The 17,150-nt window shown below is 67.2% G+C and carries 15 protein-coding genes; 11 read left to right on the top strand and 4 right to left on the bottom strand.

Annotated features, from left to right (window positions below):
• Positions 1-54: 54 nt before the first annotated feature.
• Positions 55-1,734 (top strand): dihydroxy-acid dehydratase, encoded by a 1,680-nt coding sequence (gene ilvD, locus M8A51_RS02230; RefSeq protein ID WP_251776477.1) that lies wholly within the window; start codon positions 55-57, stop codon positions 1,732-1,734.
• Between the two features lie 64 nt (positions 1,735-1,798).
• Here ilvD and M8A51_RS02225 read toward each other — a convergent pair whose 3' ends face one another.
• Entirely contained in the window at positions 1,799-2,041 is a 243-nt protein-coding gene (locus M8A51_RS02225; RefSeq protein ID WP_251776476.1) for a TIGR04438 family Trp-rich protein, read from the bottom strand.
• 111 nt (positions 2,042-2,152) lie between these two features.
• Between M8A51_RS02225 and M8A51_RS02220 the strand changes: the two genes are divergently transcribed.
• Positions 2,153-2,458 (top strand): c-type cytochrome, encoded by a 306-nt coding sequence (locus M8A51_RS02220; RefSeq protein ID WP_251776475.1) that lies wholly within the window; start codon positions 2,153-2,155, stop codon positions 2,456-2,458.
• 50 nt (positions 2,459-2,508) lie between these two features.
• Here the strand turns inward: M8A51_RS02220 and pabB are convergent, their stop codons facing one another.
• The 3 genes from pabB to acs form a co-directional block, all read right to left on the bottom strand.
• The gene (gene pabB, locus M8A51_RS02215) at positions 2,509-4,263 is read right to left on the bottom strand and encodes an aminodeoxychorismate synthase component I (RefSeq protein WP_251776474.1); all 1,755 of its coding nucleotides are present in this window, start codon (positions 4,261-4,263) and stop codon (positions 2,509-2,511) included.
• A 50-nt stretch (positions 4,264-4,313) separates the two neighbouring features.
• Positions 4,314-5,720: an MATE family efflux transporter gene (locus tag M8A51_RS02210; RefSeq protein WP_251776473.1), complete on the bottom strand. Its 1,407-nt coding sequence runs from the start codon at positions 5,718-5,720 to the stop codon at positions 4,314-4,316.
• 344 nt (positions 5,721-6,064) lie between these two features.
• Positions 6,065-8,038, bottom strand: coding sequence for an acetate--CoA ligase (acs, locus tag M8A51_RS02205; RefSeq protein ID WP_251776472.1), 1,974 nt, complete (start codon positions 8,036-8,038; stop codon positions 6,065-6,067).
• Between the two features lie 182 nt (positions 8,039-8,220).
• Between acs and M8A51_RS02200 the strand changes: the two genes are divergently transcribed.
• The 9 genes from M8A51_RS02200 to M8A51_RS02160 all read left to right on the top strand — a co-directional run bounded on the left by M8A51_RS02200 (position 8,221) and on the right by M8A51_RS02160 (position 17,127).
• Entirely contained in the window at positions 8,221-8,817 is a 597-nt protein-coding gene (locus M8A51_RS02200) for a YqhA family protein (RefSeq protein WP_251776471.1), read from the top strand.
• A gap of 60 nt (positions 8,818-8,877) precedes the next feature.
• Complete coding sequence (locus tag M8A51_RS02195; protein ID WP_251776470.1) at positions 8,878-9,351, top strand: DUF2062 domain-containing protein; 474 nt, start codon at positions 8,878-8,880, stop codon at positions 9,349-9,351.
• A gap of 107 nt (positions 9,352-9,458) precedes the next feature.
• Positions 9,459-12,311 carry a monovalent cation/H+ antiporter subunit A gene (locus tag M8A51_RS02190; RefSeq protein ID WP_251776469.1) on the top strand — a complete coding sequence of 951 codons (2,853 nt, stop codon included), beginning with the start codon at positions 9,459-9,461 and terminating at the stop codon, positions 12,309-12,311.
• Positions 12,311-12,679, top strand: coding sequence for a Na+/H+ antiporter subunit C (locus tag M8A51_RS02185; RefSeq protein ID WP_251776564.1), 369 nt, complete (start codon positions 12,311-12,313; stop codon positions 12,677-12,679). Before M8A51_RS02190 ends, M8A51_RS02185 begins: the two co-directional genes overlap by 1 nt.
• Positions 12,676-14,316, top strand: coding sequence for a monovalent cation/H+ antiporter subunit D (locus M8A51_RS02180; protein ID WP_251776468.1), 1,641 nt, complete (start codon positions 12,676-12,678; stop codon positions 14,314-14,316). The genes M8A51_RS02185 and M8A51_RS02180 overlap by 4 nt, the downstream gene beginning before the upstream one ends.
• Before the next feature lie 3 nt (positions 14,317-14,319).
• Complete coding sequence (locus M8A51_RS02175) at positions 14,320-14,856, top strand: Na+/H+ antiporter subunit E (RefSeq protein ID WP_251776467.1); 537 nt, start codon at positions 14,320-14,322, stop codon at positions 14,854-14,856.
• On the top strand, positions 14,853-15,131 hold the full coding sequence (locus M8A51_RS02170) for a K+/H+ antiporter subunit F (RefSeq protein WP_251776466.1): 279 nt from the start codon (positions 14,853-14,855) through the stop codon (positions 15,129-15,131). The genes M8A51_RS02175 and M8A51_RS02170 overlap by 4 nt, the downstream gene beginning before the upstream one ends.
• A gap of 18 nt (positions 15,132-15,149) precedes the next feature.
• Positions 15,150-15,491, top strand: coding sequence for a Na+/H+ antiporter subunit G (locus M8A51_RS02165; RefSeq protein WP_251776465.1), 342 nt, complete (start codon positions 15,150-15,152; stop codon positions 15,489-15,491).
• Positions 15,492-15,600: 109 nt separating this feature from the next.
• The gene (locus M8A51_RS02160; RefSeq protein ID WP_251776464.1) at positions 15,601-17,127 is read left to right on the top strand and encodes a fumarate hydratase; all 1,527 of its coding nucleotides are present in this window, start codon (positions 15,601-15,603) and stop codon (positions 17,125-17,127) included.
• Positions 17,128-17,150: the final 23 nt, after the last annotated feature.

Raw genomic sequence — 17,150 nt, 5'->3', positions numbered from 1 at the left:
TCGCATACTGCACGCCTGCACTCGCACCCATCCCATGCACCCACGAGGACCGAGATGAGCTACAACCGCCGCTCTAAGAACATTACCGAAGGCGTGGCCCGCGCGCCGAACCGCAGCATGTACTACGGCATGGGCTACCAGGAGGAAGACTTCTCCAAGCCGATGATCGGCGTCGCCAACGGGCACTCGACGATCACGCCGTGCAACTCCGGGCTGCAGCGGCTGGCCGACGCGGCAGTCGCCGGTCTGAAGGCCGCAGGCGCCAACCCGCAGATCTTCGGCACGCCGACCATCAGCGACGGCATGGCGATGGGCACCGAGGGCATGAAGTACAGCCTGGTCTCGCGGGAGGTGATCTCGGACTGCGTGGAGACCTGTGTCGGCGGCCAATGGATGGACGGCGTCATCGTGATCGGCGGCTGCGACAAGAACATGCCCGGCGGCATGATGGGCATGCTGCGCGCCAATGTGCCGGCCTTGTACATCTACGGCGGCACCATCCTGCCGGGCAAGTACAAGGGCCAGGACCTGAACATCGTCAGCGTGTTCGAGGCGGTCGGCCAGTTCTCGGCCGGCAAGATGACCGAGGAGGACTTCTGCGAGATCGAGCGCCGCGCGATTCCCGGCTCCGGCTCCTGCGGCGGCATGTACACCGCCAACACGATGAGTTCGTCGTTCGAGGCGCTGGGGATGAGCCTGCCGTACTCGTCCACGATGGCCAATGTCGAGGACGAGGTGCTCGACAACGTCAAGCACGCGGCTGCGGTGCTCGTCGAGGCCGTCAAGAAGGATTTGAAGCCGCGCGACATCGTCACCAAGCAGGCGATCGAGAACGCGGTGGCTGTGATCATGGCCACCGGCGGTTCGACCAACGCCGTGCTGCATTACCTGGCCATCGCGCATGCGGCCGGGGTCGAATGGACGATCGACGACTTCGAACGCATGCGCAAGAAGATTCCGGTGCTGTGCGACCTGAAACCGTCCGGCAAATACCTGGCGATCGACCTGCACCGTGCCGGCGGCATCCCGGCGGTGATGAAAGAGTTGCTGAAGGCAGGCTTGCTGCACGGCGATTGCATGACGATCACCGGCAAGACGGTGGCCGAGAACCTGGCCGACGTGCCGGATCTGCGCGCCGACCAGGACGTGATCCGGCCGGTGGCGCAGCCGATCTACGCCGAAGGTCACCTGGCCATCCTGAAAGGCAATCTGTCGCCCGAGGGCTGCGTGGCCAAGATCACCGGCCTGAAGAACCCGGTCATCACCGGGCCGGCGCGTGTGTTCGACGACGAGCAGTCGGCCCTGGCCGCGATCATGGCCGGGCAGATCAAGGCCGGCGACGTGATGGTGCTGCGCTACCTGGGGCCCAAAGGCGGCCCCGGCATGCCGGAGATGCTGGCGCCTACCGGCGCGCTGATCGGACAGGGACTGGGCGAATCGGTCGGCCTGATCACCGACGGCCGCTTCTCGGGCGGCACCTGGGGCATGGTGGTCGGCCATGTCGCGCCCGAAGCCGCCGTCGGCGGCACGATCGCGCTGGTGCAGGAAGGCGATTCGATCACGATCGACGCGCACCGGCTGGTGCTGCAGCTGAACGTCGGCGACGACGAGATCGCACGTCGCCGCGCAGCCTGGAAGGCGCCGGCGCCCCGCTACACCCGCGGCGTGCTCGCCAAGTTCTCGCATACCGCGTCCAGCGCCAGCTCGGGTGCGGTGCTCGACAAGTTCGACTGAAGCCGCCAGCAGCCAGGCAACAAAAAGGCGGCTTTCGAGCCGCCTTTTTGCCGTTCAGGACCGATCAGCGCCGCTTGCGCTGCTGCGTGCCGAGCGCGACCATGTTCTTCTCGCGCCGCTCCTTCTTGCGCTCTTCCATCTTTTCCATTTCCTTGCGCTTGGTGTAGCCGGTCATGTCCGCCCAGGCCCACCACCCGATCGCACAGGGAAACGGTGCCAGCGCCACCCACCACGACCACTCCGCGAAGGGCCCGACTTCCAGCCACTTGAGCAGGATCAGGATCATTCCGATCACCACGAACCACATCACGTTTCTCCTGCGATTTATGCAACGTTCGCGCCGGATTCAGGTCAACCCCGACGCATAGAATGCGTTCACAAAAATGTAGCCCATCCCCACCTTGACCGAAAGGACGCCATGAAACACGCCCTCGCTCTCGCCGCCCTCCTCGGCGCCATCGCCACCCCGGCGCTTGCGAACCAGCAACTCGCCCAGCAGAAGAACTGCATGGCCTGCCATGCCGTCGACAAGAAGCTCGTCGGGCCCTCCTTCAAGGACGTCGCGGCCAAGTACGCCGGCCAGAAGGATGCCGTGGACAAGCTGGCCGTCAAGGTCATCAAGGGCGGCTCCGGCGTCTGGGGGCCGGTGCCCATGCCGGCCAACGCGCAGGTCACCGAAGCCGATGCGAAGACGCTGGTGCAGTGGATCCTGTCACAGAAGTAAACTGACGAGGCTGTCGAACGGCCCGCAGGCGTGCTGCCCTGCGGGCTTTTTCACGTTTGAGCGGCCGGCTGCACCTGCAGGTCAGCGTCGATCCAGCCGCGCAGGCTGTTGACAAAGGCCAGCCCCTGCGCACGTGCGAGATCGTCGACATGAACGACGGCTTCGCTCAGGCGCCCGTCCTGCAGCGCCTGCGCCCGGGCCACGCCGCCCAGCAAACCGCAACCCAGCGGCGGCGTCACCCAGCGACCGTCCAGTTGCACCGCGACGTTGCCGCGCGTGAACTCGGTCAGTTCGCCGGCGGCGTTGTACAGCAGCGTATCGAACACGTCCTGGCCGACCGGCGCGTAGCGGTCGTAGTGCTCGCGCCGTGTCGTCTTGAAGCGCAGGAAATCAAGGGCCGGCGCCTCGATCGGTGAGGCCGCGAGGCACACCTTCACGCGCGACGGCGTCGCAGGCATCGGCTGCGCCTCGGCGTGCGGCGTGCCGGCCGAGTCGAGCAGCAGCCTGACCCGCCAGCTGCCGTGCGCGTGTGCAGCGGCCAGCTCGGCGAGCGCGGCCTGCACCCGGGCGGCCTCCCACGGGTAGCCGAAATGCCTCGCGGCACCGGCCATGCGCGCCAGGTGAGCTTCGGCTGCAAGACATCGGCCTTCTTCGAGCCGCAGGGTTTCGAGCAGCTCGAACGGCTGGCGTGCCAGTTCCAGGAACGCCCGCTTGCCGGACCACTCGGCCCACTCGCCTTCGGCGCTGGCGTCCGCGGTGATGCCGCTGCCGATACCGCAGCGCGCGATGCCGTCGCGTACCGTCACCGTGCGGATCGGGACATTGAAGGTCGCCGCTCCGCCCGGCTTCACCACCCCGACGGCTCCGCAATAGACGCCCCGCGCCTCGCTTTCCAGCGCCCGGATCCAGTGCATGGCCCGCACCTTCGGCGCTCCGGTCACCGAGCCGCAAGGAAACAAGGCGCCGAACACTTCTCGCAGGGTCGTCCCGGGGCGCGTCCGGGCTTCGACGTCGGAGGTCATCTGCCACACCGTCGGCAAGGGCTGGGTGTGGAACAGGCGCGGCACCCGCACCGAGAAGGGCTCGGCCACGCGCGACAGGTCGTTGCGGATCAGGTCGACGATCATCAGGTTCTCGGCCCGCTCCTTCTCGGTCGTGCGCAGCGCCAGCGCCCGGGCTTCGTCCTCCTGCGGCGTCGCGCCGCGCAATGCCGTGCCCTTCATCGGGCGGCCCAGCAGGCGGGCGTCACGCCAGTCGAAGAACAACTCGGGCGAGACCGACAGCACCTGCATCCCGCCGGTGTCGATATACGCCGCATAGCCGTCCGGCTGCGCACGGTGCAGCGCGCGGAACAGCGCGAGCGGCTGGCCCTGGAAAGCGCTGAGCAACGCGGCCGTGTAGTTGACCTGGTAGATCTCGCCCTCGGCAATGGCCTGGTGGATCCGTGTGATCGCCACGTCGAATCCTTCGCGGCCGAGCGCCGATGACCAGGCGAGGCGCGCATAGGCCCCAGCCTCGGGCGCTGGCCACTCGCGCGCCTGTTCGAAGGCGGCGAACCACGCCAACGGGCCATCGCCGGTGTGCACCTCGAAGACCGGGTCGAAGGCCGGCGCGGCTTCATAGGCGACGAAGCCGACGCACCAGTCTCCTTGCGCGGCAGCGCGTTCGACCGCATCGAGCACGGCCGGGACCTCCTCCACCGTGCTCGCGCTCCACACCTGCCGCGGTGCGTCGAACGCCAGGCGTGTACGCGCCCCCGATTCGTTCGGATCGATGAAGTCGATCAGCGCGGTAGGAGTCGGCATGGTCGAGGTGTGCACTTGGCAGGGGGCGCAGTCTACCTTTGCCACCCCGGCTACGCCGCGCCGAGGCGGCCTGCAGAAGCCGAGGCCGCGGGCGCCCGCTGGACGATGGCTGCCCGCGACACCACGCGCAGCGCCAGGCTGAGCGCGGCGGAGACCAGCACCAGCCCGGCCACCAGGCCGATCCAGAAGCCGTACACCTGCATCGGCTCGCCCCCGGGCAGGCCAGCGTAGCCGAGCCACGCCCCCAGCGGTATGCCGACCACCCAGAACGCGACCAGCATCATCAGCATCGGCACCAGCGTCACCTTGTAGCCGCGCAGCGCGCCGAGGGCGCACACCTGCGTCGCGTCGAAGAGCTGCCAGAACGCCGCGAAGAGCAGCAGCGAGGCCGCCAGGCTGCGCACGGCCGCGTCGCTGCTGTACAGCTCGGTGATCGCATGCCGTCCGAGAACGATCGGGCCGATCGCCGCGGCGGCGATCAGCAGGCCGAGCCCGATGCCGGTCCAGGCGATGAAGCGGGCCCTCCAAGGGTCGGCGGCGCCCAGGCTCTGCCCGACACGGATCGACAGCGCGGATGACAGACCCATCGGCAGCATGAAGATCAGCGCGGAGAAGTTCAACGCGACCTGGTGCGCGGCGATCTGGACCGCCCCGAAGCGTCCGACCAGCACCGCAATGCCGGAAAAGGCCGCCACCTCGGCGAGCCCCGCGCCGCCCATCGGCAGGCCGATGCGCAACAGCTGCCGCTGGCCGCGCCAGGTCGGCCAGGACCAACCGTGCCACAGATAGCAGGCCTTGTAGACGTCGGCCCTCGCCGTCCAGAACACCAAGCCGACCAGTCCGACCCACATGCTGATGCCCGTCGCCCAGCCGCAACCCGGCCCACCCATCGCCGGAAAACCGAGGTGTCCGTAGATCAACACCCAGTTGAGGAAGGTGTTGACGACCAGCCCGACGAAGGCCAGCACCATCAGCGGTTTCGGATGGTTGATGCTGGCCGAATAGAAGCCGATGGCACGGAACACCAGCGCCGCGGGCAAGCCGAACGCGACGCCCCACAGGTACCAGGCCGCGCCAGCCGCCAGCACGGCATCGATGCCCGCTGACAGCAGCAAGGGCTGCACGAAGGGCAGCAGCGCGAACGGCACCAGGCCGCCGAAGGCCGCCAGCCAGACGCCTTCGCGCGTGTCGGCAACGATGCCTGCGACATTGCCGGCACCGAAATGGTGGGCCACGACCGGGCTGACCGCCTGCACGACGCTCATCAGCCCGATGAAGACCGGCATCCACAGCGCCACGCCGAGGCCGACGATGGCCTGTTCGGCTGCGCCGGCGTGGCCCGACATCACGGTGTCGGTCAGGCCCATCAACACGTAGGCGACCTGCGACAGGACGATGGGCGTGGCCAGCCGCACGAGCGCGCGGCTTTCGGCCAGGAAATCGGGGAAGCGGAACATGAGGCTCGTCGGCGGGAAAAGCCGACTAGCGTAGCGCGGATCGAGAGGCGCCGCTGGGGGCGGCCCTTTGGGCAGCCTCAACGTGTTGATCGAGTCGGTTGGACTGCGACAACTGCAGCACGCGGATTCTGGTGCCCACTCACATCGCTGCGCGATATGAGTGAACCCCGTCCCCCGCGAGCGGCGCTGCGCGCCTACGGCCCTGTCGGGCCGCCTCGATCAGTTCGACTGCGATAACTGCAGCACGCGGATTCTGGTGCCCACTCACATCGCTGCGCGATATGAGTGAACCCCGTCCCCCGCGAGCGGCGCTGCGCGCCTGCGGCCCTGTCGGGCCGCCTCGATCAGTTCGACTGCGACAACTGATCGAGGATCGCGGGGTTCTCCAGCGTCGAAGTGTCTTGAGTGATCTGCTCGCCTTTCGCGATCGAGCGCAACAGCCGTCGCATGATCTTGCCCGAGCGCGTCTTCGGCAGGTTGTCGCCGAAGCGGATGTCCTTGGGCTTGGCGATCGGGCCGATCTCCTTGCCGACCCAGTCGCGCAGCTGCTTGGCAATCTGCCTGGCCTCTTCGCCGGTCGGGCGAGGACGCTTGAGCACCACGAAAGCGCAGATGGCCTCGCCGGTCGTGTCGTCGGGGCGACCGACGACCGCGGCTTCGGCCACCAGCTCGGTGCAGGACACCAGGGCGGACTCGATCTCCATCGTGCCCATGCGATGGCCGGAGACGTTGAGCACGTCGTCGATGCGGCCGGTGATCGTGAAATAGCCGGTCTTCGCGTCGCGGATCGCGCCATCTCCCGCCAGGTAGTACTTGCCCTGGAAGTCGGCCGGGTAGTAGCTTTTCTTGAAGCGCTCGGGGTCACCCCAGATCGTGCGGATCATCGACGGCCACGGCTTCTTCACGACGAGGATGCCGCCCTGGCCCCAGGGCACGTCCTTGCCGGTCTCGTCGACCACGGCGGCCATGATGCCCGGGAAGGGCAGCGTGCACGACCCCGGCACCAGCGGCGTGGCCCCGGGCAGCGGCGTGATCATGTGGCCGCCGGTCTCGGTCTGCCAGAAGGTGTCGACGATGGGGCAGCGGCCTCCGCCGATGTTGAGGTGGTACCACTCCCAGGCCGCCGGGTTGATCGGCTCGCCGACCGAGCCGAGCAGCCGCAGCGACGACAGGTCGTACTCACGCGGGTGCACGTCGGCGTTCGACTCCGCGGCCTTGATCAGCGAGCGGATCGCCGTGGGCGCCGTGTAGAAGATGGTGACCTTGTGGTCCTGGATCATCTTCCAGAAGCGGCCGGCGTCCGGGTAGGTCGGCACGCCCTCGAAGACGATCTGGGTGCCGCCGTTGGCCAGCGGGCCGTAGGCGATATAGGTGTGGCCGGTGACCCACCCGATGTCGGCCGTGCACCAGAACACGTCCTCGGGTTTCAGATCGAAGGTCCACTTGGTCGTCAATGCGGCATGCAGCAGGTAGCCGCCGCCGGCATGCTGCACCCCCTTGGGTTTGCCGGTCGAACCAGAGGTGTACAGCAGGAAGAGCGGGTGCTCGGCCTCGACCCATTCCGGCTCGCAGGTGATGGCTTGGCCTGCCACCACATCGTGCAGCCACTTGTCGCGCGCGCCCCAGGCGACCTTGCCGCCGGTGCGTTGGTAGACGACGACGTTCCTGATCGTGTCGCAGCCGCCCAGCGAGAGTGCCTCGTCGACGATGGCCTTCAGCGGCAACTGCTTGCCGCCGCGCATCTGCTCGTCGGCGGTGATGACCATCACCGCGCCGGCATCCTCGATGCGGTCGCGCAGGCTTTGGGCGGAGAAGCCGCCGAAGACCACCGAGTGGGTCGCGCCGATGCGCGCGCACGCCTGCATCGCAACGACGCCCTCGACCGACATCGGCATGTAGATGACAACGCGATCGCCCTTCTTGACGCCCATCGAGCGCAGCGCGTTGGCGAGCTGCGAGGTCTGGGTCAACAGCTCGTTGTACGTGACGCGCGTGACCTTGCCGTCGTCGGCTTCGAAGATGATCGCGACCTTGTCGCCGCGGCCCTGCTCGACATTGCGGTCGAGGCAGTTGTACGACACGTTCAGCGTGCCGTCGGCAAACCATTTGAAGAACGGCGCGTTGCTTTCGTCCAGCACTTGCGTGAACGGCTGCTTCCACGCGACGAACTCGCGCGCCAGGCGAGCCCAGTAGCCCTCGTAGTCGGCGTCGGCCTCGTCGCACAGCTTGCGGTAGGCGTCCATGCCCGATACGTGGGCCGCCTTCACCGCCGCCTCCGAAGGAACATAGAGCTTGGTCTCCTGATCGCTGGTCGACATGACCGTCTCCTATTGTGGGAATTTGAATGCAATGGGCCCTGGAATAGTGTGGAACCTTACGGACGCGCTCTTACGAACGGCTTACTCTGCGCCGAATGTCCCAATACCCCGGCCGACATATTCTGACAACTAGAATCCTCGGCATCCGGACAATCCCTGAGTCTTCACTGCAGTATCCCTCGATGGCCCAGATCCCCGACCCTCGCAGCGCCCAGCTGCGCCCGCTTCCCAATCTCATCTTTGCCAGCCGTTGGCTGCAATTGCCGTTGTATCTCGGCCTGATCCTGGCGCAGTGCGTCTACGTTTTCCATTTCTGGGTCGAGCTGTGGCACCTCATCGAAGCCGCCCTCGGCAACGACGAAGCCCTCGCCAAGCTGGTCTCGAGCATCGGCTACAAGTCCACCGCGCCGCTCGTGACACTGAATGAAACGGTGATCATGCTGGTGGTGCTGGCGCTGATCGATGTCGTGATGATCTCGAACCTGCTGATCATGGTCATCGTCGGCGGCTACGAGACCTTCGTCTCGCGCATGCGGCTCGAAGGCCACCCCGACCAGCCGGAATGGCTCAGTCATGTCAACGCCTCGGTGCTGAAGGTCAAGCTGGCCACCGCCATCATCGGCATCTCGTCGATCCATCTGCTGAAGACCTTCATCAATGCCGGCAACTACGAGTTGCAAGTGCTGCAGTGGCAGACGATCATTCACGTCGTCTTCCTGCTGTCGGCGCTGGCGATCGCGATGACCGACCGGCTGCTGGCCCGATCCGTGCACGAGTGACCTGACGCCGTACTGCCGTCGTCTATGCCGCACCGCTGGCTGCCTCCCAAAGAGAAGGTCTTGAGCAACCGCTGGCTGCGGCCGGTGGCCCGCCACCTCGACGATGACCGCCTGTGGCATTTCGACCGCGAACCGGTCGCCCGCGGTGTCGCGATCGGGCTGTTCTTCGGCCTGCTGCTGCCACTGGCGCAGTTCCTGTTCGCCGCCGTGCTGGCCATCGTGCTGCGCGGCAACGTGCCGACCGCCGCGGTCAGCACGCTGATCACGAACCCGATCACCTTCCCTCCCATCTACTGGCTCGCGTACCGGTTGGGCACGCGCCTGATCGAAGCCCGCAGCGCCGGCCCGGTGGCTGACGTGATCGCGTCCGAAGCAGGCCAGGTCGCGCAGCACACCGGCTGGCTGGAATCGGTGCTGTACTGGGTGCAGACCGCGGGATTGCCGCTCGCGACGGGCCTGCTGGTGCTCGCTTGCTGCGCCAGTCTGACCGGCTACGTGCTGGTGCGCGTGCTGTGGCGGCCACACCGGCACTGAGACGCTGTCAAGACACCTGACGGCGCCTTCGATGCCGTGCCGGGTCATCGCCCGGGATTTGCATTGGCACCCATACAATCGGCCGCTGCTCGAAGGGAACCACCGCCGTGCTGCTGCTGACTGTCCTGCTGCCCCTGATTGCGGGCACCTTGTCGACCGGCCTGCTGGGAAGAAAAATCGCCGGCTGCCCCCCGTCGCCCATGCGCCGCGCCATGGTGGCGTGGTGCGCGGCCGCCATCACGGCCGCCAGCATGGTGCTGCTGCTGGCCGGTGCCAGTGACGTCTTTCAGGGCCGCACCCTGCTCGAATCCTGGCCCTGGGTCCCGGAGATCGGGCTCGCCCTCGGCTTCCGCCTCGACGGGCTGGCGCTGATGTTTGCGCTGTTGATCACCGGCATCGGGCTGCTGATCATTTTGTATGCGCACTACTACCTCGGCCCCGAGGACTCGATCGCCAAGTTCTACGGTTTGATGATGCTCTTCATGGCGGCGATGCTCGGCGTCGTGCTGTCGGACAACCTGCTGCTGCTCGTGGTGTTCTGGGAGCTGACCAGCCTGTCGTCCTTCCTGCTGGTGGGCTACTGGCACCACCGCGCCGACGCCCGTGCGGGCGCGCGAACGGCATTGATGGTGACCGGCGGCGGTGGCCTGGCGATGCTGGCGGGCATCATCGTGCTCGGCCAGATCGCGGGCACCTACGAGCTGAGCGAGATGTTCCACCGCGTCCCCGAGATCCAGGCCGATGCACGCTACCCGGTGGCGCTGATCCTGATCCTGCTCGGCTGCTTCACGAAGAGCGCGCAGGTGCCGTTTCATTTCTGGCTGCCCGAAGCGATGGCCGCGCCGACGCCGGTGTCGGCCTACCTGCACTCCGCGACGATGGTCAAGGCGGGCGTCTTCCTGCTCGCACGGCTGTACCCGGTACTCGGCGGCACGGTCCTGTTCGAAAGTATCGTCGCGACGGTCGGCATCGTCACGCTCACGTTCGCGGCCTTCGTGGCGGTGTTCAAGCACGACCTCAAGGGTCTGCTGGCCTATTCGACGATCAGCCACCTCGGGCTCATCACCTTCCTGATCGGGCTCGGTTCGCCGCTGTCGGCCGTGGCGGCGGTCTTCCACGTGCTGAACCACGCCACTTTCAAGGCATCGCTGTTCATGACTGCCGGCATCATCGACCACGAGACCGGCTCGCGCGACATGCGCCAGCTGGGCGGTCTGTGGAAATACATGCCGATCACCGCGACGCTCGCGATGGTGGCTGCCGCATCGATGGCCGGTGTCCCGTTGGCGAACGGCTTTCTGTCGAAGGAGATGTTCTTCGCAGAGACCGTGACGGCCGACTGGGGCTGGACCCTGCCCCTGGCCGCCACTTTCGCCGGCATCTGCAGCGTGGCCTACTCGCTGCGCTTCATTCACGACGTGTTTTTCCATGCCGAGCCGAAGAACCTGCCCAACCCGCACCCCCACGAACCGCCCTTCTTCATGAAGGCACCGGTCGGTCTGCTGGTGGTGATCTGCATCGTCGTGGGCTTGCTGCCGGCGTTCACGTTCGGCCCGCTGGTGCACGTGGCTGCCACTGCGGTGTTGGGGCGCGAACTGCCGGAATACCACCTGGCCATCTGGCACGGCTTCAACCTGCCGCTGGCGATGAGCATCGTCGCGCTGGTCGGCGGCGTGGCGATGTACTTCATGCTGCAGCGCCTGTTCCGCCTGCACGAGCAGGTGGTCGAGCGCTGGGTGCGCGGCTACACCGCTACCGTGGTGTTCTGGAAGTTGCTCGACCGGCTGTTCCTGGTGGCCGGACGCGTCACGCAGGCGGTGGAGAACGCGTCGCTGCAACGCTACGCGGCCTGGCTGGTCGGCTCGGCCATCGTCGTGGCGGCCGTGCCCTTGCTGCTGCAAGGCAGCCCGTCCTCAGGTCCGCGCGAACTGGTGCCGGGCAGCCCGCTGGCGCTGGCGGTCTGGCTGCTGCTGATCGCCGCCTGCGGGGCGCTGGTGCTGCGACACCATGACCGCTTCAAGGCCGTGGTGTACACCAGCGCCGTCGGGCTGGTCGCCTCGCTCACTTTCGTTTCCTTGTCGGCACCCGACCTGGCGCTGACACAGCTGTCGGTTGACGTCGTCTCGACCGTGTTGCTGCTGATGGGCCTGGCGCTGCTGCCGCAGCATTCGCCCAAGGAATCCTCCGCCGTGCGGCACGTGCGCGACGCCGTGATGGCGGCCGCGGGGGGCATCGGCATCGCCTGGCTGACCTGGCTGATGCTGACGCGCAACCACGACTCGATCTCGTGGTTCTTCCTCGAACAATCGGTGCCGGGTGGCGGCGGCACCAACGCGGTCAACGTCATCCTGGTCGACTTCCGCGGCTACGACACCTTCGGCGAGATCACGGTGCTCGGCATTGCCGCGCTGGGCGTCGTGTCGCTGCTCGAAGGCATGCGCATACGCCGCCCCGCCACCGACCCGGCGGGCCGACGCTGGACCTTCGCCTCGTCGCCGCTGCTGCTGCGGGTCGCCAGCCACCTGGTGATGCCGGTGGCGATGATCGTCACGCTCTACATCTTTCTGCGCGGCCACAACCTGCCGGGGGGCGGCTTCATCGCCGGGCTGATCACGTCGGTGGCGCTGGTGCTGCAATACATGGCGGTCGGTCAGTCGCGTGCCGAGAACCTGCTGCGCTCGCCGTCCGGGCTGCGCTTTGTGCGCTGGATCGCACTGGGTCTGTTCATCGCTGCGGCCACCGGCCTCGGCGCCTTCCTCTTCGGCCGCCCCTTCCTGACCAGCGCGCATGGGCACCCGGTGCTGCCGCTGCTCGGTGAGCTGCCGCTGGCGTCGGCCGCGTTGTTCGACCTGGGCGTGTACATCACCGTCGTCGGCGCCACGATGCTGATGCTGTCGGTGCTCGGCTCGGTCAGCAAGGAAAGCCTCGTTCGTCCCGCCACCCAGGAGAGCGCCTCGTGATGCCGAGCCTCGAATTCCTCGTCGCCAGCGGCATCGGTGTCGTGACCGCGTGCGGCATCTACCTGCTGCTGCGCGGGCGCACTTTCCCGGTCGTGCTCGGTCTGACGCTGCTGGGCTATGCCGTCAACGTGTTCATCTTCGCGATGGGTCGGCTGTGGTCCGACGCCGCACCGATCCTCACCCGTGAAGCACCGGTGGCCGACCCGCTCCCGCAGGCGCTGGTGTTGACGGCCATCGTGATCGGCTTCGCCACCACCGGCTTCATCATCGAGCTCGCATTGCGCTCGCGCCACGAGACGGGCACCGATCACGTCGACGGCGAAGAGGCGCAACAGCATGCGTCGGCCAGGGAGGGCTCCACGCCGTGACCGCCCTGCTACCTCCCTGGCTGGCCGCCCACCTGCCGGTGCTGCCGGTGCTGCTGCCTTCGCTGACGGCGATGCTGATGCTGGTGCTGTGCCACCCGAGCGGCGAAATCGGTCACGACGACATCCGGCTGCGCTGGCGGCGGCACATCAGCATGGCCTCGGCCGCGATCGGCCTGTTCCTGGCAGTGCAGTTGATGATCGGAGCGCATGAAGACGTTCTGGCGGTCTACCGCCTGGGCGACTGGCCGGCGCCTTTCGGCATCGTGCTGGTCGTCGACCGGCTGTCGGCGCTGATGCTGGTGCTGGTCTACCTGATCGCGCTGCCGGTCCTGTGGTATGCCGCCGGCGGCTGGGACGCGCACGGCCGGCACTTCCATGCGCTGTTCCAGTTCCAGCTGATGGGCCTTTCCGGCGCTTTTGTCACGGGCGATCTGTTCAATCTGTTCGTGTTCTTCGAGGTGCTGCTGATCGCTTCCTACGTGCTGCTCGTCCATGGCCAGGGCGAGGCACGCTACAAGGCAGGCGTGCACTACGTGGTGCTGAACCTGGCCGCGTCGGCGCTGTTCCTGGTCGGCGTCGCACTGCTCTATGCGATGACCGGCACGCTGAACATGGCCGACCTGTCCCTGCGCGTCGCCAAGGTGAGCGCGGAGCAGGCGCCGGTGCTGCAGGCCGCGGCGCTGATGCTGCTGGTCGTGTTCGGCCTGAAGGCGGCGGTGGTGCCGCTGTACATGTGGCTGCCGCGGACCTACGCCGAGGCCGCCGCGCCGGTCGCAGCGCTCTTCGCCATCATGACCAAGGTCGGCGTCTACAGCATCGTGCGCGTGCACACGATGATCTTCGGCGCCCAGGCCGGCGCCTCGGCGCAAACGGCCGAGCCGTGGATCCTGCCGGTCGCGCTGGCCACCGGCGCGCTCGGCGTGCTGGGTGCGCTCGCCTCGAACTCGATGGCGCGCATGGTGGCCTACCTCACCGTCGCGTCGGTCGGCACCATCCTCGCCGGCGTGGGACTGTTCACGCCGCAGGCGCTGTCGGCGGCGCTGTACTACATGGCACACAGCACACTGGTGATCGCTGGACTGTTTCTGCTGGTCGAACTGGTCGCTTCGCAACGCGGCGCCGCACAGGATCATCTGCGGCCGGCACAACCGGTCGCGCAGCCCGTGGCGCTCGGGTTGATGATGCTGCTGGGCGCGGCGTCCGTCGCCGGCCTGCCGCCCTTGCCCGGCTTCCTGGGCAAGCTGATGATCCTCGACAGCGCCGCCGGGCTACCGGCGCAGCCCTGGGTCTGGAGCGTGGTGCTCGGCGTCGGCTTCCTGACGCTCGTCGGCCTGGCCCGCGCAGGCACGATCCTGTTCTGGAGCGTGCTGCCCGACCTGCCGAAAGGCGGCGCGGCGAGCGCCTCGGGATCCAGCCCGCGGCTGATCGCCGCCACACTGTCGCTGCTGCTGGCCGGCGTCGTGATGGCGGTGTTCGCGTCGCCATTGAAGCGCTATACCGATGCCACTGCCGAACAATTGCGCGACCACGCGGCCTATGCGGCTGCCGTGCTCGGCTCGCAGGGCGGCACACGAGCCGAGACGGCCCGGCCCTACACCGGTTCGGGTGCCGTCACGCCGCCCGGGAAGAAGGAGTAAGCGATGAGCCTGCGCCCCCCGGTATCAGCACGCGATCGGTGGCTGCCGCACCCGATACTTTCGTCGCTGCTGGCAGCAAGCTGGCTGCTGCTGATGCACACCTACGAGCCGGTACAGGTGGTCTGGGCCGTCGTGCTCGGCTTGGCGGTGCCGGTGCTGCTGCGGCACTTCCTGCCAGCCGGCAGCCGGCCCCGCATGGTGCCCGCGCTGCGTCTGGCCGCCGTGGTGCTGGGGGACATCGTGATCGCCAACATCACGGTCGCCAGGCTGGTACTCGGGCCGATGTCGCGCCCGCGGCCGGCCTGGGTGTGCGTGCCGCTGGACGCCACCCACCCCACCGCCATCGCGTTGCTGGCGACGATCATCACGACAACGCCAGGCACCGTATCGTGCGTCATCGACGAAGAGCGCGGCGAGATCCTCGTCCACGCGCTGGATTGCGACGACCCGCAGGCGATGGCCTGCGAGATCAAGCAGCGCTACGAGACGCCGCTGCGCTTCATCTTCGAACGCGAGTTGAACACCAGGAGAACCGCATGACCGGCGTGCTCGACATCGCCTTGAACGTCGCGCTGCTGGCCGTGGCCGTCGCCGTGGTGCTATGCGGCTGGCGCCTGATGAAGGGCCCCGACGCCGTCGATCGCGTGCTCGCGATCGACACGCTCTACATCAATGCCGTCGGGCTGGTCGTGCTGCTCAGCATCCGCGTGGGCTCCTACCTGTTGTTCGAAGCCGCACTGCTGGTGGCGATGCTCGGCTTCGTCTCCACCGTGGCGCTGGCCCGCTACCTGACGCGCGGCGACGTCATCGAATAAGGCACCGGAGGGTCATCGATGTCTTCATGGATGGAATGGCTGGTCGCCGCACTGCTCGTGGTCGGCGCCTTCTTCACGCTGGTCGGTGCCATCGGTCTGGTGCGCCTGCCCGACTTCTTCATGCGGCTGCATGCACCGACGAAGGCCTCGACGCTGGGCCTGGGCAGCCTGCTGACCGCCTCGATGCTGTTCGCCGCGGCACAAGGACGCGCCGGCTTCGCCGAACTGCTGATCACGCTGTTCATCTTCGTGACAGCCCCGGTGTCGGCCAACCTGATGGCCCAGGCGGCCTTGCATCTGCAACTGCGGTCGAAGGCCCCGGTGCCGGACGACGCGGTACCTGAGCGGCGCGAAGACTGACTCGGGCCGGGCGGCCCTGCCCACCGGGCAGCCTTGCCCCTCCGGCAGGCTTTTGTAAGCCCCGGCTGAGATAATCCTGCCCGCCCCCGAAAACCATCGCCCAGACACCATGACCACCACGATCAAGCAAGACGATCTCGTCGAGAGCGTCGCCGCGGCCCTCCAGTACATCAGCTACTACCACCCGGCCGACTACATCCAGCACCTGGCCCGCGCCTACGAGCGCGAGCAGTCGCCGGCCGCGAAGGACGCGATCGCGCAGATCCTGACCAACTCCAAGATGTGCGCCGAAGGCAAGCGGCCCATCTGCCAGGACACCGGCATCGTCAACGTGTTCCTGAAGATCGGCATGGACGTGCGCTTCGAGGGCTTTTCGGGCTCGATCGCCGACGCCGTCAACGAAGGCGTGCGCCGCGGCTACCTGAACCCCGAGAACAAGCTGCGCGCCTCGGTGCTGGCCGACCCGCACTTCGAGCGCAAGAACACCAAGGACAACACGCCCGCGGTGATCCACATGGAAGTGGTGCCGGGCGATACGGTCGACGTGATCGTCGCGGCCAAGGGCGGCGGCTCTGAGAACAAGTCGAAGTTCGTGATGATGAACCCGAGCGACTCGCTGGTCGACTGGGTGCTGAAGACGGTGCCCACCATGGGCGCCGGCTGGTGCCCGCCCGGCATGCTGGGCATCGGCATCGGCGGCACCGCCGAGAAGGCGATGCTGCTGGCGAAGGAGTCGTTGATGGAAGACATCGACATGTACGAGCTGCTGCAGCGCGGCCCGCAGGACAAGCTCGAGGAACTCCGCGTCGAGCTGTACGAGAAGGTCAATGCGCTCGGCATCGGCGCCCAGGGCCTGGGCGGCCTGACCACGGTGCTCGACATCAAGATCAAGACCTACCCGACGCACGCAGCCTCCAAGCCGGTCGCGATGATCCCGAACTGCGCCGCCACCCGCCATGCGCACTTCGTGCTCGACGGCTCGGGCCCGGCCTACCTCGAGCCGCCCAGCCTCGACCTGTGGCCCGACGTGAAGTGGGCGCCTGACTACAACAAGAGCAAGAAGGTCGATCTCGACAGGCTCACCAAGGACGAAGTGGCGAGCTGGAAGCCGGGCGACACGCTGCTGCTGTCCGGCAAGATGCTGACCGGGCGCGATGCGGCGCACAAGCGCATCCAGGAAATGCTGGCCAAAGGCGAGAAGCTGCCGGTCGACTTCACCAACCGCGTCATCTACTACGTCGGCCCGGTCGACCCGGTACGCGACGAGGCGGTGGGCCCCGCAGGCCCGACCACCGCCACCCGGATGGACAAGTTCACCGACATGATGCTGTCGCAGACCGGCCTGATCGCGATGGTCGGCAAGGCCGAGCGCGGCCCGGTGGCGATCGAAGCGATTCAAAAGCACAAGAGCGCCTACCTGATGGCCGTGGGCGGCGCGGCCTACCTCGTCAGCAAGGCGATCAAGTCGGCCAAGGTGCTCGGCTTCGAAGACCTGGGCATGGAAGCCATCTACGAATTCGACGTGAAGGACATGCCGGTGACGGTGGCGGTGGATGCCGGCGGCACCTCGGCCCACGTCACCGGGCCGAAGGAGTGGCAGGCGAAGATCGGCAAGATTCCTGTCGCGACGGCCTGAATACCGTGCACGCCCACGAAACG

This window comes from Caldimonas mangrovi, assembly GCF_023721835.1.
In the GTDB taxonomy this organism is placed as follows: Bacteria; Pseudomonadota; Gammaproteobacteria; order Burkholderiales; family Burkholderiaceae_C; genus Caldimonas; species Caldimonas mangrovi.
Note: the sequence above shows the minus strand (reverse complement) of the source record. Positions and strands in the feature narration are given on the sequence as shown.

Bases quoted from the DNA above. Each gene is read 5' to 3' on its own strand.
- acs (WP_251776472.1), bottom strand. From the start codon at position 8,038: ATGTCGACCAGCGATCAGGAGACCAAGCTCTATGTTCCTTCGGAGGCG.
- M8A51_RS02200 (WP_251776471.1), top strand. From the start codon at position 8,221: ATGGCCCAGATCCCCGACCCTCGCAGCGCCCAGCTGCGCCCGCTTCCC.
- ilvD (WP_251776477.1), top strand. From the start codon at position 55: ATGAGCTACAACCGCCGCTCTAAGAACATTACCGAAGGCGTGGCCCGC.
- M8A51_RS02160 (WP_251776464.1), top strand. From the start codon at position 15,601: ATGACCACCACGATCAAGCAAGACGATCTCGTCGAGAGCGTCGCCGCG.
- pabB (WP_251776474.1), bottom strand. From the start codon at position 4,263: ATGCCGACTCCTACCGCGCTGATCGACTTCATCGATCCGAACGAATCG.
- M8A51_RS02220 (WP_251776475.1), top strand. From the start codon at position 2,153: ATGAAACACGCCCTCGCTCTCGCCGCCCTCCTCGGCGCCATCGCCACC.
- M8A51_RS02175 (WP_251776467.1), top strand. From the start codon at position 14,320: ATGAGCCTGCGCCCCCCGGTATCAGCACGCGATCGGTGGCTGCCGCAC.
- M8A51_RS02165 (WP_251776465.1), top strand. From the start codon at position 15,150: ATGTCTTCATGGATGGAATGGCTGGTCGCCGCACTGCTCGTGGTCGGC.
- M8A51_RS02225 (WP_251776476.1), bottom strand. From the start codon at position 2,041: ATGTGGTTCGTGGTGATCGGAATGATCCTGATCCTGCTCAAGTGGCTG.
- M8A51_RS02185 (WP_251776564.1), top strand. From the start codon at position 12,311: ATGCCGAGCCTCGAATTCCTCGTCGCCAGCGGCATCGGTGTCGTGACC.
- M8A51_RS02210 (WP_251776473.1), bottom strand. From the start codon at position 5,720: ATGTTCCGCTTCCCCGATTTCCTGGCCGAAAGCCGCGCGCTCGTGCGG.
- M8A51_RS02170 (WP_251776466.1), top strand. From the start codon at position 14,853: ATGACCGGCGTGCTCGACATCGCCTTGAACGTCGCGCTGCTGGCCGTG.